At 31.5% G+C, this 22665-nt stretch carries 21 protein-coding genes; 8 read left to right on the top strand and 13 right to left on the bottom strand.

Annotation, left to right across the window (positions count from 1 at the left end; genetic code table 11):
- Nucleotides 1-53: 53 nt before the first annotated feature.
- Together V9L04_RS02620 and V9L04_RS02615 are read right to left on the bottom strand one after the other, a co-directional pair.
- Nucleotides 54-1421, bottom strand: coding sequence for a hypothetical protein (locus V9L04_RS02620; RefSeq protein ID WP_338792513.1), 1368 nt, complete (start codon nt 1419-1421; stop codon nt 54-56).
- Nucleotides 1422-1668: 247 nt separating this feature from the next.
- The gene (locus V9L04_RS02615) at nt 1669-2523 is read right to left on the bottom strand and encodes a glycogen/starch synthase (RefSeq protein ID WP_338792512.1); all 855 of its coding nucleotides are present in this window, start codon (nt 2521-2523) and stop codon (nt 1669-1671) included.
- A gap of 439 nt (nt 2524-2962) precedes the next feature.
- Here V9L04_RS02615 and V9L04_RS02610 point away from each other — a divergent pair, with 439 nt between their 5' ends.
- A complete protein-coding gene (locus V9L04_RS02610) occupies nt 2963-4105 on the top strand; it encodes an SUMF1/EgtB/PvdO family nonheme iron enzyme (RefSeq protein ID WP_338792511.1) in 1143 nt (380 codons plus the stop codon).
- Between the two features lie 84 nt (nt 4106-4189).
- Here the strand turns inward: V9L04_RS02610 and V9L04_RS02605 are convergent, their stop codons facing one another.
- Nucleotides 4190-5356: a hypothetical protein gene (locus V9L04_RS02605; protein ID WP_338792510.1), complete on the bottom strand. Its 1167-nt coding sequence runs from the start codon at nt 5354-5356 to the stop codon at nt 4190-4192.
- 354 nt (nt 5357-5710) lie between these two features.
- Here V9L04_RS02605 and bshB1 point away from each other — a divergent pair, with 354 nt between their 5' ends.
- From bshB1 to V9L04_RS02585, 4 genes are all read left to right on the top strand, one after another.
- Nucleotides 5711-6472, top strand: a complete 762-nt coding sequence (gene bshB1 / locus V9L04_RS02600) for a bacillithiol biosynthesis deacetylase BshB1 (RefSeq protein WP_338792509.1) — start codon at nt 5711-5713, stop codon at nt 6470-6472.
- Between the two features lie 279 nt (nt 6473-6751).
- Complete coding sequence (gene uvrB, locus V9L04_RS02595; protein ID WP_338792508.1) at nt 6752-8782, top strand: excinuclease ABC subunit UvrB; 2031 nt, start codon at nt 6752-6754, stop codon at nt 8780-8782.
- Between the two features lie 115 nt (nt 8783-8897).
- Nucleotides 8898-11321, top strand: coding sequence for a TonB-dependent receptor (locus V9L04_RS02590; protein ID WP_338792507.1), 2424 nt, complete (start codon nt 8898-8900; stop codon nt 11319-11321).
- A gap of 58 nt (nt 11322-11379) precedes the next feature.
- Nucleotides 11380-11694, top strand: a complete 315-nt coding sequence (locus V9L04_RS02585) for a YbjQ family protein (RefSeq protein WP_338792506.1) — start codon at nt 11380-11382, stop codon at nt 11692-11694.
- 51 nt (nt 11695-11745) lie between these two features.
- Here the strand turns inward: V9L04_RS02585 and V9L04_RS02580 are convergent, their stop codons facing one another.
- Both V9L04_RS02580 and V9L04_RS02575 read right to left on the bottom strand, forming a co-directional pair.
- Nucleotides 11746-12231 (bottom strand): GNAT family protein, encoded by a 486-nt coding sequence (locus tag V9L04_RS02580; RefSeq protein WP_338792505.1) that lies wholly within the window; start codon nt 12229-12231, stop codon nt 11746-11748.
- 14 nt (nt 12232-12245) lie between these two features.
- On the bottom strand, nt 12246-12698 hold the full coding sequence (locus V9L04_RS02575) for a hypothetical protein (protein WP_338792504.1): 453 nt from the start codon (nt 12696-12698) through the stop codon (nt 12246-12248).
- Nucleotides 12699-12777: 79 nt separating this feature from the next.
- Between V9L04_RS02575 and thrC the strand changes: the two genes are divergently transcribed.
- On the top strand, nt 12778-14085 hold the full coding sequence (gene thrC, locus V9L04_RS02570) for a threonine synthase (RefSeq protein WP_338792503.1): 1308 nt from the start codon (nt 12778-12780) through the stop codon (nt 14083-14085).
- Between the two features lie 44 nt (nt 14086-14129).
- On the opposite strand, the gene V9L04_RS02565 is transcribed toward thrC, so the two are convergent.
- The 3 genes from V9L04_RS02565 to V9L04_RS02555 all read right to left on the bottom strand — a co-directional run bounded on the left by V9L04_RS02565 (nt 14130) and on the right by V9L04_RS02555 (nt 16531).
- The gene (locus tag V9L04_RS02565) at nt 14130-14954 is read right to left on the bottom strand and encodes a DJ-1/PfpI family protein (protein WP_338792502.1); all 825 of its coding nucleotides are present in this window, start codon (nt 14952-14954) and stop codon (nt 14130-14132) included.
- A 96-nt stretch (nt 14955-15050) separates the two neighbouring features.
- Nucleotides 15051-15623 (bottom strand): Crp/Fnr family transcriptional regulator, encoded by a 573-nt coding sequence (locus V9L04_RS02560; RefSeq protein ID WP_338792501.1) that lies wholly within the window; start codon nt 15621-15623, stop codon nt 15051-15053.
- 23 nt (nt 15624-15646) lie between these two features.
- Complete coding sequence (locus tag V9L04_RS02555) at nt 15647-16531, bottom strand: alpha/beta hydrolase (RefSeq protein WP_338792500.1); 885 nt, start codon at nt 16529-16531, stop codon at nt 15647-15649.
- Between the two features lie 246 nt (nt 16532-16777).
- On the opposite strand from V9L04_RS02555, the gene V9L04_RS02550 reads away from it, so the two are divergent.
- Nucleotides 16778-17053 carry a hypothetical protein gene (locus V9L04_RS02550; protein WP_338792499.1) on the top strand — a complete coding sequence of 92 codons (276 nt, stop codon included), beginning with the start codon at nt 16778-16780 and terminating at the stop codon, nt 17051-17053.
- A 60-nt stretch (nt 17054-17113) separates the two neighbouring features.
- The gene (locus V9L04_RS02545; RefSeq protein ID WP_338792498.1) at nt 17114-18370 is read left to right on the top strand and encodes a pitrilysin family protein; all 1257 of its coding nucleotides are present in this window, start codon (nt 17114-17116) and stop codon (nt 18368-18370) included.
- Between the two features lie 44 nt (nt 18371-18414).
- Here V9L04_RS02545 and V9L04_RS02540 read toward each other — a convergent pair whose 3' ends face one another.
- From V9L04_RS02540 to V9L04_RS02520, 5 genes are all read right to left on the bottom strand, one after another.
- Nucleotides 18415-18933 carry a hypothetical protein gene (locus V9L04_RS02540; RefSeq protein WP_338792497.1) on the bottom strand — a complete coding sequence of 173 codons (519 nt, stop codon included), beginning with the start codon at nt 18931-18933 and terminating at the stop codon, nt 18415-18417.
- Nucleotides 18930-19430 (bottom strand): hypothetical protein, encoded by a 501-nt coding sequence (locus V9L04_RS02535; protein WP_338792496.1) that lies wholly within the window; start codon nt 19428-19430, stop codon nt 18930-18932. Before V9L04_RS02535 ends, V9L04_RS02540 begins: the two co-directional genes overlap by 4 nt.
- Nucleotides 19431-19740: 310 nt before the next feature.
- Nucleotides 19741-21270 (bottom strand): BCCT family transporter, encoded by a 1530-nt coding sequence (locus V9L04_RS02530; protein WP_338792495.1) that lies wholly within the window; start codon nt 21268-21270, stop codon nt 19741-19743.
- 70 nt (nt 21271-21340) lie between these two features.
- Entirely contained in the window at nt 21341-21844 is a 504-nt protein-coding gene (locus V9L04_RS02525) for a hypothetical protein (protein ID WP_338792494.1), read from the bottom strand.
- Nucleotides 21845-22100: 256 nt separating this feature from the next.
- A complete protein-coding gene (locus V9L04_RS02520) occupies nt 22101-22652 on the bottom strand; it encodes a YtxH domain-containing protein (RefSeq protein ID WP_338792493.1) in 552 nt (183 codons plus the stop codon).
- Between the last annotated feature and the right edge of the window lie 13 nt (nt 22653-22665).

Here is a 22665-nt window from a genome sequence, read left to right as displayed (position 1 = left end):
GAGATTTATAAAAAAATAAGTATTTCTCATTTTATTTCCTCTCTTTTTACCTTTTATTCTGCAATGCTATAATACATACGTAATCTGATAGCAGGAAGGTTATTAGTATTCTTTTGAGTAGAAAAAATAAGTCTATTTAGACTGATATTATTTTCAGAAGGTTGTATAATCAAACCATCACTATCCACAATTAACCCTTTTGCTAGTTGATTGATATAACTTGTAATCGTCGCATAACTATATGATTTTCCTTGTATAGAATAGCCCATAGTAAGTCCTGTATTACCTCCTGATTCAGCTGGCAAAAACTCAATTGCACCAGTTGAAGTGTAATAAAAACCATCTCCATCTCCAAATAAAAACAAAAGCTGGTTTGGTGCTGTAATAGTAGAACTCATGGCAGTTTCTAACGTAGGAATATCTAATTCAACACGCTGAATAACCATACTTTGCCTATTTACAAAGTCACTTAAATAAGGGAATTCTAATTTTACACCAATTCCTGTTCCTGCTTGTATGGCAGCAAGGTTGTTTGTGTTTTCAGAAGAAACAAAATTTTGTGTAGTTAAAGGTGCTAAAGCCGAATTAGATAAATCACTTTCTATATTTGAAAAGCTCACAGGCATATCAAATTTGTAAGAAGATGAAACGGTATCACTTGGGTAATGAAAATATAAAGTAAGGTTGGTAGCAGGTGCTAGTGGATTTATTCCTATGATGGACGTATTAGGAGAAGTATTTCTAAAGGCAAGCCCTTTGGAAAAAAGTTGGAATAAAGAGTCATTTGCAAATTTATTTTCTACTCCATAATTAAACAATCTTCTTCCAAGTGTCTCTGAAAGAGAAACTCGCAATACTTTATTACTATCCAAAGCATTGGGATAAACAGCACTGCCTACAACTGCATTTGAAGTTTGAAGTGTATCAAACTGATAATAATTTTTACTTTCAAAAAGCTCTGAAACTTCATATAATTGTATTGTACTTTGTCCTGTTGTATCTCCGTATACATAATTTGTTTGGAAAAAACCAACTAATGAATCATAAATTGCTACTTCTCCTGCATCATTTTTTAGGTCTTCTGTAAGTGTGGTAAGTCCAATGTTTCCAAAACCTTGTGCTGAATATCTACCTACATATTCATCAGACAATGAACCCATCAAAAGGCGAGAGTTTCCAGTTCTGCTAGTTGTATTTACACTATCACTTTGAAAAACTTTTACGTTTATTGTTAGTGTATCTGTATAAAAAGTATTTATAAATTGTTCTTCTCCAATATCAATAGGCTCAGGTTCTTTCTCACAACTGGTCAAAGTGATAAAGAAAAATAGAGAAATGATACCAAAGAAAGAAGAACGAATCAAAGGAAGTTTTTTTGAGGATATTATCAAAAGGCGAGATAAAAAATTATTCTTTTTCATTAAATTAAATTTATGACAACTGTTTTAGTGGTTTTTGAAGCTTGATGAAAGCAGTACGAATTAACTGTCTTACTTTGTTGCAAAGAAGGCTTTAGAAATACCCTTTTTTGAAATGCTTTTGCAAAAGTACAAATTATATGGATATATTGGAATATTTGTCAGATTTGAGAAAATAGAAACTTTTTTACAAACAAAAAACAGACAGAATAATTTTATTCTGTCTGTTTTTTATAAAAAGTATATCCAATTAAACTGTTTTTTCCTCTTCAACTAGTTCTGCCATTCTATCTCCTAAAAGTGTTTTGTAAATATCATAATATCCATCACAAATTGCATCTTTGTCTCCTACAATCGTACTTACATTTTCAGATAAAGAAGCTGCAATAACATCATTGGTTTTGCCTGAATCTTGTGCATTTACTACACAATCAGAATATTTTGCACCCATTTCCATAAATCCTTGTGGTGTTGGATTTGCGATAAGAGAAGCTAACATTTCTTCATTAATATCGTCTAAGGCTACCTTATCAGCCAGTGTTGCGACATCAAAGTTTTGCTCAAAAAGGTTATCATACACTGTAGAGACAATTTTAGACTCTTTAAAAAGTGGTTCGTTTTGATAAGTTGTGCGAAGATATAAAGGTAAAAGACCTGTAAACCAATCATTACAATGTACAATATCAGGTGCCCAACCTAGTTTTTTTACTGTTTCGGCAACACCTTTACAGAAGAAGATAGCACGCTCATCATTATCTTCAAAAAGATTTTCTGCTTTGTCTTTATATAATTTTTTACGGTGAAAATAATCTTCATTATCTATAAAATACACCTGCATTTTGGCTTGTGGAATAGAAGCAACTTTGATAGTAAGTGGCTTATCTTCTTCTCCAACTGTAATATTAATTCCAGAAAGTCTGACTACTTCATGAAGACGATTTTTACGCTCATTAATAACTCCCCAACGTGGTACGATAATACGGATTTCGATGTCTTTATTCTGCATTGCTTCTGGCAACGGACGTACATAATCTCCAACTCCTAACTTATTCAAAAATGGTGTAATCTCGCTCGTTACATAAAGTATGCGTAGGCTCTCCGACATAGTATAAAAAGTTTGGTAAAATATTCTTTAAAAATTTTCTTTATTTTTCCTCTTGAATTACATATTCACTTAACACTAAAAAAGCAATTCATTAAATTTAAATAATAAATCTACTTTTGTGTATTTCTTTTAAAATTTGTTTTACAATTTCTTTATAGTAATTCAAAATGTTTTACAAAAATACGGATTTTTTTTCAGAAAACAATAGGTTTGTCAAAAATAACTTGTATTATTGCTTTTCAAACTCCAATTTGCACTACTTATGCTCTTTCGAATACTCAGATTCGATATTAAAATTGACTCCCTAATTTCATTCTTTAATAAGTGCAATTTATTATCTACTTACTTGTTCATTGTAAACTAAAAAAAGTTAGACGACGTTAGAAAATCAATAGTTAGTTTTTCTGTAATTTTATCTTTCTAGTTCTACTTTACATCCATGAAAAATATTCTTTTTGTAGTCTTTTTATTTTTGCCTTTTGTTTCTTATTCTCAAGTAGTTTCGCATTCTTTGGAAGATAGTATTTTGACTGTTTTTATGAAGTCAGATACAACAAATAAGTTAAGTGATTTTCAAAGTAAGGAGGCTATTCAGAGAGATACAATCATTATAAAATACCCTCCAAAGTCATTGAATTTTATTTTTTTAGATGTAGATTCTCTTGAATGTTCCAATATAGATATTACTCAAGCTAGAGGAAGAAGAGTTATTGGAACAGTTTCCTCAACAAGCGATAAGCTCTATTTTACAACAGAAAGAATTATTTGGGATAAAGATAATCTATATATTTTCAAAGAAGACAAAGTGATTTCTTCTTTATTTATCCTTAATGAAGTTGATATTAAAAAAGCTATACAAATCAAAGAACAGGAGATAAAAGATTCTTTAAATAGAATATCAGCCATAGAATATCATCAAAGACGCTTTGAAAAGCTCAAAGAACCTCAAGAAAATCTAACAGAAAAAGATAAAAAAAACATTGATAAGATTTATTCAAAAATAAAACTTCCAGATGGTAAAAAGAAAAAAATAGGTAATCATAAATTAATAGACAAAACAGAAATAGCAAATATTCATTGGATAGAATACTTACACTTTCTATTAGAGGATTCTTTAGGGAAAGGATATGTTGTAAGTTTGCCAGATAGTACAGTTTGGAACAAACTACATAATTCTTATGAATTGGATTACCATTATTTGAGACATCCAGTTTATAAAGATTTTCCTGTAGTCGGAATTACTTATGAGCAAGCTCAACATTATTGCATTTGGAGAGCAAATATGGTGAATGATTTTTTGAGAGAAAGAAACATAGATAAGGATTACGAAGTAATAGTTTATTATAGATTACCAACAGAAGAAGAATGGGAATATGTAGCTACAAAATATATTTTGAATAAAAAATCTAAAGAACATGTAGCCGAAATGACTTCCGAAAAAGGCATTGCCAAAGGAGGTAGTTTTGCTCATACCTTAGAAGAATGTGCTGCTGATAGAGTTCAAGTTTATGATTCTCCACAGGCTTGGTTAGGCTTTCGTTGTGTAGGCGAAGTGGTGGTTAGGAAGAAAGAAACAGAATGATTGATTTTATAAAACAAAAAAAGCTTTCTACATTTTCTGTAAAAAGCCTTTTTTTTGTATTTTAATTAGATTAAAGAGAAAAAATTATTCTCCTCCTCCACCTCTGCGTGAACGGCTACTTCCACCACCACTACGACTTCCTCCAGACTTGCTTCTTGAGCTTCCTCCAGAGCTACGAGTAGAACTTCCACTTCTATTATTGGAACGAGTATTTGAGCTTCCACTTGTACTTGTTCCTGTGTTGTTTCTACGATTTGAGTTTGTATTAGTGCGAGTATTTGTTCTGGTATTACTATTATTTCCTCGTTGATTAGAATTATTATAATTTCCGTTATTACTATTTCTAGTATTTGAAAAACGGTTATTGTTTGTATTTCCTTGTGTGCGAGTGTTGTTGTTATTTGTATTGTCTGTTCTTGTAGGAATAACAATATTACCACCTCTACGCTGACGTGCTGCTGTTACACTTTGACTGCGAGTGTCTCCTCTATAAATTCTATCATAACTATTCCAATTGTTTCCATAATAATAGTTATTTCCCCATCCTCTATTCCAAGAATTTCCGTATCCATAATAGCCATTTCCCCAACCTCTATTCCAGTAAGGGTCATTCCATCTGTTCCAGTTGTTGTAACCATATCCATACGACCAACCTGAGTTCCAACCTCTGCGAGAAGACCAACCTATTGACCAGCCTGAATTCCAGCCACTATTCCAGTTGTTTCCCCAACCATTGTTCCAATTGTTATAACCATAACCACCACCACAAGGTGAGCCACACGGACTTCCACAAGGGTTGTTACAAGGATTATTAAAGCCCGTATTTCCACAAGGGTTATTGAACCCACAAGGAGATCTAAATTGATTAAACTGTCCACATTCGTTACAGTTTTGTTGCTGATATGGTGTATAAGTTGGTGTAAATTGATTTGCTTGTGCTTCTTGAGCATCTAATTTTGCTCTTATTTCGGCTTGTTGTGCATATTCTGCTTCTGCTCTTGCACGAGCTTCATCAGCACGCTGTTGTGCTAAGGCTTCTTCTTTTGCTTTTTTATTAGATAAGGCAACACGGTCTTTTTTAGAACCGTAAACATCATCATAATCATAATTTGAATCTTGTGCAAAAGAGTTTGCAGAGAAGATAAAGAAAGCTACCAAAACTCCTATTATAGATGATATAGAAGGAGGCGAACCGATAATCGAACCAATGATATGGTGCGATTTTGTTTTATTTTTGCTTGTATTTTTCATAATAATATAGGTATAGTTTGAATGTATTTTTGATTTAGTAATTTACTAATTGTTGGCTTGATTTACTTTGATGAAGCTATCAAATAAGAGTCAAATATCTAGTTTTTGACTAGTTTCTATATTTTATTAACTCAAAAATGATGCTTCTGTTACTTATTAGATGCGAAAGTTGGGCAATAAGTTGCAGAAGATAGCAAATATTTATGTTAAAATCTTTCAAATTAATAAAGTAGCAATAAACCTTAGCTGATTTTACTAGATAATTGTACCTACAAATAGTTTTCAAATTCATATCTTTGCAAATCATTAGAAATAAAAATAAACAAAACAGAAAAAATAAATTCAAGTTATTTTATGACCAGTCAAAACGACAAACAAAACTCAAAGTCAGCTATAAAATTAGATATTTTAGCACTTGCTGCACATCCAGATGATGTAGAACTTAGCTGTTCGGGAACACTTTTAGCAGCAGCAGCCAAAGGAAAAAAAATAGGAATTGTAGATTTTACACGAGGAGAATTAGGCTCAAGAGGAAGCGCAGAAATTCGTGATAAGGAAGCCAAAAACTCAGGTGAAATTTTAGGACTTTCAGTAAGAGAAAATTTAGCTTTTAAAGATGGTTTTTTTTATGATGATAATGAACATAGATTAAAAGTAATTCAAGCTATCCGAAGATTTAGACCTGAAATAGTTTTGATAAATGCACCCTCTGACAGACATCCCGACCACGGAAAAGGTGCAGAACTTTCCAAAACGTCATGTTTTTTGAGTGGACTTATCAAAATAGAAACTCAGTGGGAAGGTGAAAAACAAGAACATTGGCGACCAAAACACGTCTATCATTATATTCAAAGCAATATGCTTGTACCTGATTTTGTAGTGGATGTAACTCCGTTTTGGGAACAAAAAATGAAATCTATTTTAGCTTTTGAGTCACAATTTCATAATCCAAATTATCAATCTGATGAAGAAGAAACATTTATTTCTTCGCCTCGTTTTGTGCAGTTTTTGGAAGCACGAGCAAAAGAGTTTGGACAAGCTATTCAAGTAAATTATGGCGAAGGTTTTATCAAAACGGCACAACTTGGAGTAAAAGACATTACAGATTTAATATAGCTTTGTGAATTTCTACTAGGTCAAATGCACGAAATTTTATTTGTCAGAGTAATATCAATTTACAAAGTGAATAACTAGTATGATTTGCTTTAATTAAATAGACACAGAAAAATTTTGTGCATTTGTCTTACCTTTCAAAATAATTTCTCCAAAATTCAAAAAACATTTTCGTATTAGTTAGTTATCTTTGTTTAGATTAATCAGAAATTTTAGAGAGTTTCGAAGAAACAAAAAAAGAAATTTACTGATAACTGTTTACTGATAACTGAAGACTCAAATATGAATTTCCGTATAGATTCTCCCTACAAACCAACAGGCGATCAACCAAAAGCCATTGCTGCTTTAGTAAAAGGCATCGAAGAAGGTGAAGACTTTCAAGTGCTTTTGGGTGTAACAGGCTCAGGTAAAACATTTACGATGGCAAATGTCATTGAAAAACTTGGTCGTCCGACACTGATTATTAGTCATAATAAAACCTTGGCAGCTCAGCTTTACGGAGAATTTAAACAATTTTTTCCTGATAATGCAGTCGAATATTTTATTTCTTATTATGATTATTATCAGCCAGAAGCCTATATTTCGGCATCAGATACCTATATCGAAAAAGATTTAGCAATCAATCAAGATATTGAAAAACTAAGATTGAGTACAACAGCATCTCTTCTGTCTGGACGAAAAGATGTAATCGTAATTGCTTCTGTTTCTTGTATTTATGGTTTGGGAAATCCGAATGAGTTTGCAGAAAACAGCTTGAAAATAAGTACAGGCGACCAAATTTCTCTCAATGCCTTTTTATTGGATTTGGTAGCCATTATGTATAGCCGAAGCGAAGAAGAATTTGCACGAGGAACATTCAGAGTAAAAGGAGATACCGTCGATATTTATCCTGCGTATGCTGATATTGCATACCGAATTTACTTTTGGGGAGATGAAATAGAGGCAATTCAGCGCATAGATCCAGTTTCGGGAAAGAAAATCAATGATGAAGATTATATGCTTTTGTTTGCTGCTAGTTTGTTTGTAACGAGCAAAGACACTATTACAAGAGCGATGGAAGAAATAGAAATTGACTTAGAAGACAGAATCCGTTTTTATGAAAATGACGGACGTTTTGAAGAAGCTGCTCGTGTAAAAGAACGCACCGAATCGGATTTGGAAATGATGAAAGAGTTAGGTTATTGTTCTGGAATTGAGAATTATTCACGCTATTTTGATAATCGTAAGGCTGGCGAACGTTCATTTTGTTTGTTAGATTATTTCCCAAAAGATTTTTTATTGATAATTGATGAGAGCCACGTAACTGTTCCACAAATTCGTGCGATGTGGGGAGGCGACCGTTCTCGTAAAATTTCGCTTGTTGATCATGGTTTTAGACTTCCTGCTGCGCTTGATAATCGTCCACTTACTTTCAATGAATTTGAATCGATGATTGACCAAGCTGTTTTTGTTACAGCTACTCCTGCTGATTATGAATTGCAAAAAAGTGAAGGCGTTATTGTAGAACAGATTATCCGACCTACTGGGCTTCTTGATCCACTTATTGAGGTGCGTCCGACACGCACACAAATCGACGACCTTTTGAATGAAATTGATAAAACGATAGCCAATGGAGAACGTGCTTTAGTTACCACAATTACCAAAAGAATGGCAGAAGAACTCAGTCGTTATTTTGAGCAGCTACAAATGAAAGTACGTTATATTCACTCTGACGTAAAGATTTTGGATAGAATAGAAATTATTCGTGAACTTCGTTTGGGTGTAATTGATGTTTTGATTGGAGTAAATATGTTACGTGAAGGATTGGATTTGCCAGAAGTTTCTTTGGTGGCTATTTTAGATGCAGATAAAGAAGGATTTTTGAGAAACGAACGTTCGCTTATTCAGACTATCGGACGTGCTGCTCGTAACTCAAACGGTCATGTGGTTATGTATGCTGACAAAATTACCCCTTCAATGCGCCTTTCGATTGATGAGACAAACCGTCGTCGTAAAATTCAACAAGAATACAACGAAGCCAATGGAATTACACCAACAACTGTTTTCAAATCTAAGGAAGCTATTATGCAACAAACTTCGGTTGCAGATGCTAAATCATTACCAAAAGAATTCTATGAAGAATCTAAAATGACTATCGTTATTGACCCAGTTATTAAGGGAATGAATATAAAAGAACTATCGAAAGTAATTGACCAAACCAAACGAAAAATGGAAACGGCAGCCAAAGAACTCAATTTTATGGAAGCTGCACGACTGCGTGATGAATGGCAAGAATTACAGAATTTGAGAGAGGAAAAAGTGAAGGCAGAGTAAGCTAATAAAAATAATTAACAAGATTTAAATAAATACAAAGGTAGGGTAAGTACGGTTTGTATGCGTCGTTTGAGTAAAGAAAGTTTCTTAATTCACTCAAATTTAAAACGCAACAATGAAAACACTACAAAATAAATCAAATAATAAGAAAACTAATTTTGCTGCTTTTTACAAAACTGCAATTCATTCATTTTTCAATTTATCAAAATTTACACTACTCACTCTTTTTTCTTTATTTTTAATTGATAAGGCAAATAGCCAAACACTTACACAAACTATCAGTGGAAAAATTTTGGAAGAGGGAACTGGACAACCTGTACCTTTCGCTAATGTAATTATATTAGATATAGAACCTCTAATGGGAGTGACTACAGATAGTGCAGGAAATTTCAAAATCAAAAATGTTCCTATTGGTCGTCATATTTTGCAGGTAAGTTATGTGAGTTTTCAAACTCGTCAGATGGAAGTGATTGTCAATTCAGTCAATGAAACTGTTGTTGAAATGCGTTTGAAAGATGATGGTTTTGAATTGGAAGGAGTCGTCATTACAGCACAAGAAGAACATGGAACACCACAAAATGCAATGATTTTATCAGGAGGAAGAACCCTAAGCATGGAAGAAGCCCGTCGTTATGCAGGTGGATTTGATGACCCTGCTCGTTTGGCTTCTGCTTTTGCAGGTGTAGCAACTAGCGAAATAGACAATAATGGTGTAGTTGTGCGTGGAAATAGCCCAAAGGGAATGCTTTGGCGTATAGAGGGTGTAGAAATTCCGAACCCTAATCATTTTGCTGATTTAGAAACGTTTGGTGGTGGAGGACTGACAGCATTGAGCAGTCATTTGATTGCAAATTCAGATTTTCTTTTGAGTGCTTTTCCTGCTGAATATGGAAATGCTTTATCAGGAGTGTTTGATATAAAAATCCGAAATGGAAAAACAGATAAACGAACTCATGCTTTTCAAGTAAGTGCTTTGGGAGTAGATTTTGCTTCAGAAGGAGCTTTCAAACAAGGAAAAGAAGCCTCTTATATTTTTAATTATAGATATTCTATGTTAGGTTTGATTTCTCCTTTATTACCTGAAAATGCAGGAGGAACAAACTATCAAGATTTTACTTTTAAGATTAATTTACCCACCAAAAAAGCAGGTACATTTTCAATTTGGGGAATTAGTGCCTTAGATAAATCAGGACAATTTGTTCAAGAAGATTCGACAGAACGTGAGTATGAAAGTGATTTTGAAGAAGCTGACAATAAACAATATATGGGCGCAGTAGGACTAAACCATCGTATTCATTTAGGAAAAATAGGTTATTTGAATACTAATTTTACAAGTTCTGGAAGTGGTATTTCTATCAAGACAAGTCGTCTAAATATAGAAACAGATATTTTACAGCCTACTAATAAAATAAAAAATAACCTTCTCAAACATACTTTTTCTAGTTATTTGAATGTTCAGTTAGGAAAAAAACATATCAATCGCACAGGAATTATTACCAATCTTTTGCAGTATGATATAGAACTAAAGGAAAAACAAGAAACTAATAATTTGGAGACATTGGTAAAATCTAATGACCAAGCTCTTCATTTTCAAGCCTATACACAATCTTTAATAGACATAAGTCCTAATTTTACAATGAATATTGGAAGTCATTTTCAATATTTAGCTATTACAGAAAAGTTTAGTATTGAGCCTCGTTTGTCTTTTGAATATAGACTACCTAAAAAACAAACACTGACTTTTGGATATGGACTTCATAGCCGAGTTGAGCCACTTTATATTTACTTAGTAAAAGACAGAAATACCTCTGAATATTTGAATAAAGATTTAGATTTTACAAAGGCACATCATTTTACTTTGGGTTATCAAAAAATGCTTTCTTCTACGCTGCGTTTGAAAGTAGAAACCTATTATCAAGAATTATTTAATGTTCCTGTAATTGCAAATACTTCGTCTTCTCTAATTAATTTAACTCAAAGTTGGTTTATCAATGATGCTTTTGTTAATGAAGGAAAGGGACGAAATTATGGTTTAGATATTACAGCAGAAAAGTTTTTGGATAAAGGTTTTTTCTATTTATTTACACTCTCATTATTCAACTCTACCTATCAAGGAGGAGATAAAGTTTGGCGTGATACTCGTTTTAATCAACAGTTTGTTAGTAATTTTTTAGTTGGAAAAGAGTGGAGTGTTGGTAATAAAAATAATAATGTATTAGGGCTTAGTTTGAGAATTGCCTACCAAGGAGGACAGCGTATTATGCCTGTGGATTATGCAACTTCCATTTCGAATCAAGAAATTGTTTTTGATGAAAATCGTGCTTTTGAAGAACAGAAACCAAATCCATTCCTTACTCATGTGTCTTTCAATTATCAGAAAAACAAATCAAAACACCGTAGTATATGGTCTTTACAAGTGCTGAATGCGCTTGGAGCAAAAGAATTTTATGGTTATCAATATAATTTCAGAACAAATAGAATAGATAAAGACCAACAAACTTTAGTTATTCCAAATATTGCCTATAAGATTGAATTTTAATAATTTTTATTTGATATATTAGCAAACCAATTATTTATCATCAAAACCTCATAAAATTATGTTAGTTACAAACACAGAAACAATTCATGGTGAAGAAATTACAGAAGTTTTAGGACTTGTAAGAGGTAGTACCGTAAGGGCTAGAAATGCAGGGCGAGATTTTGTAGCCTCTATAAAAAATTTCATTGGAGGAGAAATAGAAGAATATACAAAATTGCAAGCTCAATCAAGAGAACAAGCATTAGAACGTGTCATCAAAGATGCTGAGCAGTTGGGAGCTGATGCTATCGTAAATATTCGTTTTGAAAGCTCTATGATTTCGCAAGGAGCTTCTGAAATTTTTGCGTATGGAACGGCTGTAAAATTAAAATAAATTACCTAGCCTTTGTTGGTGTTTTAGTGTAACGACACCAACAAAACACCTTTATCTTTCTAATTCCATATTCAGCCTTGTCCACGTTTTATTTCCTACTTTCATAAGGGTAGTTTTGTCATGTTTGATTCGGAAGCCTACATTTTCATAGCATTTAACTGCTCCTTTTTTCCAATCAAAAACATTCAAATCTACCTTTTTTGTAGTTTCATCTTCAAAGAATAACGCTACCATTTGGAGAACAATTTGTTCTCCTATTTTTTTACCTCTCCATTTTTCATCTCCAATCAAAATACGTGAAAGTCGTTTGTTTCCCTCTTGATAATTAAGTTCGCAATGTCCAATAGTTTCGCCTGTTTCTTGCAAAACTACTTTCAAAGGTTGTATATCTTTTTTATTGATATAACTTTCTAACTGCTCATCTGTAATAGGAAAGATAAACATTTCTCCTCCAAACTGAATCATTTGCTCTTCGTCTTTAATCCAACTTTTGAAAGTTTCAAAGTCGTTTTTTGTGAAGGGTTTTAGTTCTATCATTTTTGTGTTTGTTTTTAATTTCTCTCAAAAGTTTTCAAGATTTTACATTCATATCCAGTTTCCCATTCTATTTTTGAGAAAACTGTTTTTTGCTTTTCTATTGGAGCAATTAGATTTTGATGATACCATTCAAACCATTCAGATTCATTTTCCTCTCTTCCAATATCTAAATCAAAACAAATTGAATTGTTATCTATATTAATAGTTACACATTTTTCTATCTGTTTATTGAAGATTGAAAAACCTATATATTCGTTATGTTCAATTTTATATTTTAGGATATTTACAAACTCTTCTCTGCCTTCTTGATTGTCTTCTAAGCTAATCCAATCAAAATCATTTCCTCTATCTATAATCCCTAATTTAACTTCCCAAGAAGTAGATTGCAATAATTCAATCAAATCAAGAGCATTAAAATCCAAAAACTCTTGTTTTTTGTAGCAGTTTATTTCTTTTGCGTAACCCATTTTTTTCGATTTATGATTAAAAAACAATTTTTCATAGTAAATTTGTCAAAAAGTATATCATCTCTAAAAAGCAAATCTAGTGAATTACCTTAGCACAAGAAAAAACGGAACAAACAATGAGGAAAAAGTTTCTTTTAAAGAAGCTGTCATCAATGGACTTACAAAAAATAGTGGTCTTTATTTTCCAGAGAATATTCCTTCTTTACCCACTTCTTTTTTTGAGAATATCGAAAATGTAGAAGACCATCAAATTGCATTTGAGGTTTTGAAGCCGTTTGTCAAAGATTCTTTGAATGATGAGCAACTAAAACAAATCATTGCAGAAACGCTCAATTTTCCTATTCCTGTTGTGAAGGTAGAAAATAATATTTTTTCTTTAGAGCTTTATCACGGTAACACACAGGCTTTTAAAGATGTTGGCGCACGTTTTATGTCTAGGTGTTTGTCGCATTTTTATAAAAATGAAAATTCAACTACTGAAAACGTAATTATTTTGGTTGCTACTTCTGGTGATACAGGAAGCGCAGTAGCCAATGGTTTTTTTGATGTAAAAGGAATTGATGTAAAGATTTTATTTCCAAAAGGAAAAGTAAGTCCGTATCAAGAATTTCAAATGACAACTTTAGGCAAAAATATTCAAGCCGTTGAAGTAGAAGGAACTTTTGATGATTGCCAAAAACTTGTAAAAGAAGCCTTTAATGATACAGAATTAAGAGAAAAAGTAACGCTAAGTAGTGCAAATTCTATCAATGTAGCTCGTTTACTTCCTCAGATGTTGTATTACTTTTTGGCGTACAAACAATTAAAAAAAGAGGATAATTTAAAAGGTAAAAAACTAGTTGTTTCTGTTCCTTCTGGAAATTTGGGAAATATTTCGGCAGGACTTATAGCCAAAAAAATAGGTTTGCCAATAGAGCGTTTTATAGCTGCTCACAATGCAAATGACACATTTTATAATTATCTCCAAACAGGAAAATATGAACAAAAATCGTCTGTTTTGACCTATTCGAATGCAATGGACGTAGGAAATCCTAGTAATTTTGAACGAATAGAATATTTATACAAAGGCAATTTAGAAGCCACCAAAAAAGATATTTCGGCTTTTACAATCGATGATAATTCTACTATAAAAGAAATTGCAGATTGTTTTGAGAAAAATAATTACCTTTTAGACCCACATGGCGCAGTTGGAAAATTAGCTTTACACAACAGTTTGAATGAAAATGAAATTGGTTTGTTTTTGGAAACGGCACACCCACAAAAATTTTCAGAAATTATACAAAAAGCCATTCCAAGTTATGAATCTGAAAAGGTAGATTTATCTAAGGCAAAGAAACTTTCTATTGAGAATAATTATGATAAATTGGTAGAGATTATTTTAGAATAGTTATTTAACCCTAAGGGTCTTCATAGTCCCTTAGGGTTTTGAAATTATTTTTTCCAATCTTGAAGTCTATCCAAATAAAGATACGATTCTACAAATTTTCTGTGTTCTTTACTGCTGAGTTTTTCCAAAAGCTCTAAAGAAGAAATATAAGAAGCTAAATTTCCATTTGAGGACAAAAATTTTCCGTCTTCTATGTAACTCACTTTTCCATCATCTTGTACTTTCAGATTGGGATAATTTTTCTGCAAATCCTTACCTCCACCAATCCAAGTAACAATTTTTTTACCGTCTGCAATTCCAGATTCTCCAATCAAACTAGCACCAGCACAATTACTGACTGTATAATCAGTATTTTGATTTTGCGTTTTGATAAATTCTACCAAATTCCTATTCTTTACTTGTAAGCTCATATCATAAGCACTTGGTACAATAAGAATATCCAATTTTGGTGCATTTTCTAAAATATAATCGGGAAACATTTTTAATCCTTCTTCACTTGTAATGATTTCATATTTTTCAGCAATTGTAATGACATTAAAAAGCTGTTTTCCATCTTCACTTTGTTTTGTAAAAACGTCCATTGGTGCAGTCAGTTCAGTAGTCAAAACATTATCGTACATCAATACGCCAATGATAGGCAAATCAGGATTCAATGATTTTAGATGTTGAGCTAATGAATTTTTAGAACTTTCATCTAATGAAGAAGATTCATTTTGTGAATTTTTATTCTTAGCATTGGGGCTACAACTTGCCAAAGAATCCAATCTTATAGAATCTAATTCTGCTTGGGTAAAATTATTTTTTTGTGCATTTTTAGAAGTACAACTAAATAAAATAAAAGTTGCAAATAGAATTTTTAGAAGTTTCATTGTTTAATGTTTTGATGTAATTAAAATTTTTAACAAAGCTACTTGCTTTCTCTTACAAAAAACTTAAACTGGTTTAAGAAAAATAATTACTATTTTTTACGTTCTCTTATTTCTCAACTGACTCAAATATTCGGGTGTCAAGCCTAGATAAGTAGCCAATAAATACTGTGGCACTCGTTTTACAAAATCAGGAAACTGCCTTCTAAATTCAAAGAAAATTTCTTCTTTAGAATAGTCAAACATGTATTTTACTCTCATTAAAGAAGCACCATAAGATTTTTGATAAACGATTCTAAAGTAAGTTTCTAGCTTTGGAAAAACTGCAAATAATTCTTGTTGATTTCGATAATCAATAGCCAACACTTCAGAATTTTCGACGGCTTGAATGCAAAAATCAGTTGTGCTTTGCTGCTCAAAAGCTAAATAATCAGTAAGCCACCAGTTTTCGATAGCAAACTGAATAGTTTGTTCTGTGCCTTTTTCATTCACAAAAAACATGTGAATACAACCTTTAGCGATAAAATAATTTGAAGTACATTTTTTACCAATTTCCAATAAAATTTCTTTCTTTTTTAAGGTTTTATGTTCAAAATAAGAAAGGATTTTAGACATATCTTTTTTATCTAGGCTAATAAATTTATTAAAGTGATTATATAATTCTTCTTTCATTTTGAATAGAAATATTTTTTACTCTAATTCTCCTTTATAAATTTGATTATTTCATCATAACGATTACTCCAAGGAAAGAAATATTGAACCATCATCGGAATGTGTGATTTGTTGAGTAAAATAGGCTCTACATTTGGCTGAAAATGATGCAAAGAATCTACAAAATCTCTATTCGAAACCTTTATTGATTCATAGGTTTTTTTACCCAAATAAAGCATAATTGGGGGAGTTTGCTCATCAATATAATAAATGGGCGATGCTTTTTTCCAAGTTTTGGGGTCTTTTGTCCAAGTTGTATCATAACTGCTATTGCTTGTGGGTGGTTCTTCTTGCAAAAAATTATACATATCTAATCCTGCTGCATCATTCAAAATCAGACCTGAAACAGTATTATCTTTTATGTCATATTTTGGATTCATAGTAGAAAGAGCAATTAAATGTCCTCCTGCTGAATGTCCTGTCAGAAAGATTTTATCTGAGTTTCCATTATATTCTGCAATATTTTCTTTTGTCCATTTTATAGCTGTTGCAACTTGTTTTGCCATATCGTCATAGTTTGCCTTTGGACTTAATGTATAACCTACAACAACTGTAACAATTCCTTTTTTAGCGAAATTTCTACCAAAAAAATTATAGGTTTCTTTATCTCCACTATTCCAATTTCCTCCATGAACAAAAATCAAAACAGGTAATTTTTCATTTTTAGAATCAAATTTTTTGAAATTCTTTTTGAGTTTTTTAGGCGAAAAAATATTTAATGTCGGTAAAGGTTCTTTGGCTGTTTTTTCAGAAACAGCTTTATCTAAATAAGCTACATTTTCATATTTTTTGGAGGCACAATTAGAAAACATTAATGTAATTGTAAGAAGTGAAAAGAGTAAAAATAAAGTTAAAAAAGTGTTTTTCATAATATGGCTCACTCTTCAGAGCGAGAAGGGAAAGGTTTATGGTTAATTTTTGATGCAATTCTAACCATTTCTACAAAGTAAAGTTATCAGATTTAATAAATGATAAGCTCATTACTTATTTCTGACTTGTTTTTGAGTGATATTTTTTTGTATTTTGAATATGTATAACAGACTTCCCAGTCTGTTTCAGAACAAAATGCATACTTCTAAACAGACTGGGAAGTCTGTTATACTTAATAAAATTTTATGCGATACACAGGAGAAACACTAGAAAAACTAGAAAACATTTTCGAATTAGGAGGATATAAAGTTCGGTATGAAAAAGGCAACTTTCGTTCGGGTGCTTGTTTGGTAAAAGGTACACCTATTATTATAGTCAATAAAATGTTTACTAATGAAGGAAAAATCAATTCTTTGATAGAAATATTGAAAGAAGTTGATGAAACTATCGAATTTAAAAATTTTATGACAGACGAACTAGAAAGCGACTACAAGAAATTTCTAAAACATGAACCCAATTAATTATTTGTTTTAATTGAATCCTAATTAATCACTAAAAACTAATTATTCCTTACTAACTATATGATAGACTTTTCACACTTCACACTTGATAATGGCTTACGTGTTTTTGTTCACCAAGATAAAACAGTTGCAATAGCTACAGTAAATATTATGTACGATGTGGGTTCAAGAGATGAATCACCCGAACGTACAGGTTTTGCTCATTTATTTGAACATTTGATGTTTAGTGGCTCTGCAAATATTCCAAATTTTGATACGATTGTACAACAAGTTGGAGGTTCGAATAATGCCTATACTTCGCCTGATGTAACCAATTATTATACGATCGTTCCTGCGCCAAATGTAGAAACGGCTCTTTGGTTAGAAGCTGATAGAATGTTGTCGCTTTCTATTAATGATAATTCGTTGGAAGTTCAGAGAAAAGTAGTTATTGAAGAGTTTAAACAGCGTTATTTGAATCAGCCTTATGGCGATATTTGGCTTCATTTACGTCCTTTAGTTTATCAAAAACACTCTTATAATTGGGCAACCATTGGAAAAGAAATCAAGCACATTGAAGATGCAACTTTAGAGGAAGTAAAAGCCTTTTTTTACAAACATTATAGACCTGATAATGCCGTTTTGGTAGTAGCAGGAAATGTAGAAAAAGACGAAGTAGAAAAGATGGTTAAAAAATGGTTTGGAGATATTCCGAAAGGAAACCGACCTATGAGAAACTTAGAAAACGAACCACCACAAACTGAAGCTAGACACAAAAAAGTAGAGGCAAAAGTTCCTTTAAACGCTATTTATAAGGCGTATAGAATGGGACATAGGAAAGCAAATGATTATTATGCTACTGATTTGGTAAGTGATGTTTTGGGAAGAGATAAATCAGCTCGTTTATATCAAGAACTTGTCAAAGAAAAGGAAATGTTCAATTCTATTGGAGCATATATTATGGGTTCGGTAGATGAAGGTTTATTAGTTATTTCTGGAAAACTAAACCCTGCTTACTCACCTGAACAAGGCGAAGAAGCCATTCAAACTGTAATTGATGACTTTTTAGAAAATGGAATTTCTGATGATGAACTTACAAAAGTAAAAAATCAGGCAGAAGCCTCACATATTTTTTCAGAAATTGAGGTACTAAATCGTGCTATGAATATTGCCTATTATGCAATCTTAGGAGATGTGGAAATGGTAAATACAATAGCTGACCAAATGGCAAAAGTTACCAAAGAAGAATTGATGCAGACTGCTAAAAAGACATTAAGAAAAGAAAATTGTAGTACACTTTACTATTATTCTAAGGAACTGAACGCAGTTACAAATTAAGCCATTAAAAAGTAGGGACGCTATGTATATTGTCCCTACTTTTTCTACAAATCAATTTTATAAGTGATTTTCAAGGTGTGTTCTTGCTCTGTTTTTTCTACTTGGATTGAATTTCTACTTTTATGTATTAATACCATAAAGTCTATGCTGTATCCAGTATAATATTCTTCTAAAAAAATAGATAAATTATTTTTTCCCTTTATGATTGATTTAATCATTTTCTTTATTCCTTCTCTTCCTTCTTCAAGAAATACTTTATTAGAGTTTTCTATTTCATAACAAACTTTATCTAAATCTTCAAAATCATAATGTTCTATCAAAAACTCAAGTAAAATGTAATTTTCATATCGAATAATTTGATAAAATGAAGATGTACTTCTCCGATATTGTTGATGCAGATTTTCAACAAAAATACTAAAAATTGAACATTTTGCTTTGTATTCTACTCCTTGATTGTCTAAAAACTCTTCCAATGGGTCAATATCACTCTTTATTTCGTGCCTACTAACTCCAAACCTTCTCATTTCTTCAAAAGCAAAAATAGGAAACTCTTTTTCTATCATACGCCCATAGTAATTTTATGAATAAACTTTGTCATTCCTGTTTGCCCGTTGGTCTGTCCTTTTTGTATTTCTATGGGAGATAATGTTTGTTTGACAATATTTGCAATAGGAAGTGTGTAAAAAGGGTGTTTAGCAGCATCAAAAGCATCACTAAAAAGCTCTAAAAGTTTATCAATTCCTCCTTTCAAAAACATAGGATTACAATGTTCAACAGCTTCTATAATTTCTTCGCAGTCATTTCCATGACACCAAACGTAAAATAAAGCAGAAGTTTCAGTTTGTTTGATGAGTTGGTATTCTAATTCTTTTGATTTATTTTCTAATTCATTGAAATAGGTTCCCAAAATACAGTTGATAATATCTTTCTCCTTTTTTTTGAAAGATAATTTATCCATTGTTTCTTTGAGTTTTTCAAGTTCTAAATAAAGATTGTGTTTGCTTATTGGAGTTCGCACAGGTCTATTAAAAACATAGATTGGGTATTCTAATTCTTGCATGTTAATTCAAAAAAAATAGTAAAGTAAAAAATAGTAAGTAGTTTTAAGTGAATCTATAGAAATAAAGTCTTGATTTTTATAGAAATAATGGTATGTCTATCCTTGTGTCAGAAAAGAATTGAAGGAAATGACACAAAAGGATAAGAAAGTAATAGAACTACTAAGATACGAAATTTTTGACTTATTTTTTTAGCTTCACTTAATACAGGGAAGATTATAAAGAAAGGTGGTAAAAATGAGATAGTTTGATAAATTTTCTGTTTTTGTAATTCTAGGCTAAAAAATGTTCAATAACACCAGTTAGTCAGAATTATTCTATTTTATTCTTTCTATCAAAATAAATATTTCTAAGAAAAATAAAACTCATTATAGGCATCAGTAAGGCAAAGGGAAGAGAGGTAATAATAAGAAGTTTTTGAAGTGCTGTCAAAACATCAATATTTGGTTTGGCTTGTCCTAAAAGTAAAACAGCAATAGCAAAAACTACTATAAATATAGACCAAATAAGACGGTGAGAACGCTTAGGCTCAGATTTTCCATCATCAGTAAACATACTCAAAACAAAAACAGCCGAATCTACCGAGGTGACTAAGAAGCTAATTAGAAGTAGAACGACAATAAAGTTGGTGAGACTAGAAAGAGGATAATTACTCAAAAAAACAAAAAGAGAAGTAAATACATTTCCAAATTCGTTTTGATAGGTTTCTAATGTATCAATAAACACAAAAGCTGAATTAGCAAAGAAAGCAAACCAAATAAAAGTACCTAGAGAGGGTAAAATCAAAACTCCCAAAATCATTTGTCTAATCGTTCTGCCTTGAGAAATACGAGCAATGAAAATTCCTGTAAAAGGACTCCAAGCCAACCAAAATGCCCAATAATAATATGTCCAATCTGTCAAAAACTCTTCACCTGCATTATATTTTCCAATAGCTACACTAAGAGGAATAAAATCAATAATATAGTGAAAAAATGCCTTGGCAAAAAGAATCATTACCTCTAAAAAATCACTTTGGACTACTATAAAAAGAAGTAAAAAAGCTGTAACAGCTATATTAGCCTTTGAAATAATCTTTATTCCTTTATCGATTCCATTCCAAACAGACAAAAAAGCTAATCCACAAATAAGAACAGTTAGTAAAATGGTAGTTTCAAATCCAAAGCTACTTGTGATTCCATTTCCATACAAATGATTTAGTCCTCCATTTATTTGTGTTGTTCCTAATGCTATCGCACCCACTAAACCAAAAATGGTAGTCAGGATAGCTAAAACATCGACAAATAAAGTAATTACTTTTGACGACGTATTTTTAGGCAAATCTCCTAAAGTTGCACTAACTAAAATAGGTTTTTTCTTTTCAAAAAAATAATATCCAACTAGAAGGGCAAAAAGTCCATAAAAAGCCCAAGCTGTGAAACCCCATTGGTAAAATGTATATTCTAAAGCCAAAACATCAGCAGAAATACCTGTTTTGAGAGGTGGATTTTGAGACATAAACACAGGCTCTTGAACAGCACGAAGTAAAATTCCTGCTCCCATTCCTGCACTATATAACATTGTTATCCATGCCCAAAGACTGTATTCTGGTTTTAGCTTTTTATCACTTTTTGATTTTCCTGTTAAATTGCCTAATTGTCGTTTTCCTAGAGGAGACAAAGCAATTCCTAAAATAAATAAGACACAAAAAAGACCTAGATAAAGATAAAATCGTCCAAAATACTGACGAACTAAAAGAGACGTTATTTCTACTATTTCATAAAAGCCTGTCGTGTCAAAAAAAATAAAAATCGAAAAGAAGAGTAAAATACTTAAAGATAATGTGAGAAGAATATTTTTCATAAAATAAATACTAAGTCAATCTTAGATTTTTGTTTACAAGGGCGTTTATATATTTATTTTATTTTTTGAATTACCCATTATTTAACCTCCAGTTTTCCAAAAAAGCACGGGTTTTACTAGGAAAATAGAGAAAAGTAAAAGGCAAACGGTTTCCATGTTTTGCTTTAAACTCTTGCAAAGTGCTTCCACGAGGAGGAAAGATACAAACATCATAATTTCTTTTAAAGCTAAGAGCAAACTGTTCGAATTCGTATTCTGTCATTCCCTTAAAAAGTTTGTCTTTTTCTATAGTTAGAATTTTTCCTTGAGAATTGGTAATAATATGAAAATAGAAGCGATGATTACTTGCTTTATCTTGTTCACACAAATCATCATACCATTCTTTACTAAATGTTTCGATCAGACAAAGTTCTATTTTTTGATAATTTTCTACAATACAATCTCGGTCTTTTCTAGGAATTGAGCCTAAAAACACTTCATTCTCTACTGATTTTGACTCTAAATGATAAAAATTGAATGAAGATAAAATAATACATAAAAGGGGAAACAAAAAGAGTAAATTTTTATCTTTCATAAATTATAATTAATTGTGTGTAATAGGATGTTTTCTAAGTTATAATCCACTAAAATCAATCCATAATTTTAGTTATTACGTCTAAAAATTGTAAAAAATAAACTACTAACACTATTAAATATACTAAATTACCATCTTTTTTACTAAAGAATGAAAGAATCCTGTACTAGGCACAAAAAAAACCAAGATTTATTTTACTAAATCTTGGTTTTGATTTTTATTTCACTTAATAAATAAAATAAAAAGAGAGAATTTTTTAGTTTACACTAGAATTTGCTTTTTCTTTAGCATTGTTAGCTAATGTAGTAGCTTTTTGTTTTCCTTCTTGAAATTTCGTTTTTACAGCTTCTGTATTTTTATTGATAATATCTTGTGCTTCATTAGCAAGTTTTTTGCCTTTTGCTTCTGCATTTGCAACCACTCTTTTTGTTTCGCCTGAAATGCGTTCACGAGTTTCAGAACCTTTTGCTGGAGCTAATAAAATACCAACAGTTGCACCAATTGCTGCACCTGCTACAAATAGAAGAGCGTTTGTTGCTGCACTTGAACTGTTATCACTTTCTGTATATTTGTCTTTTTGGTTACCATAGAAAGTTTTGATTCCACCATAGGCTGCAAGAGCTAGAGGAATAAACTTTTCTACGCTATCAGTCAATGTTTCTTTTACATCTTCTGCTTTATGTTTTGCATAATCCTGTACATCATGAGCTAAATGTCTAGCATCATTTTTTACTGAATCAAAATCAAAATTATCAACTCTATTTTTGACTTTATTTTGAGCGTCTTTAAGGTTTTCTTGGAATTTCATAGGAATATAAAAA

This window comes from Bernardetia sp. MNP-M8 (assembly GCF_037126285.1).
GTDB lineage: Bacteria > Bacteroidota > Bacteroidia > Cytophagales > Bernardetiaceae > Bernardetia.
This window is presented reverse-complemented; position numbering and strand designations above follow the sequence as displayed.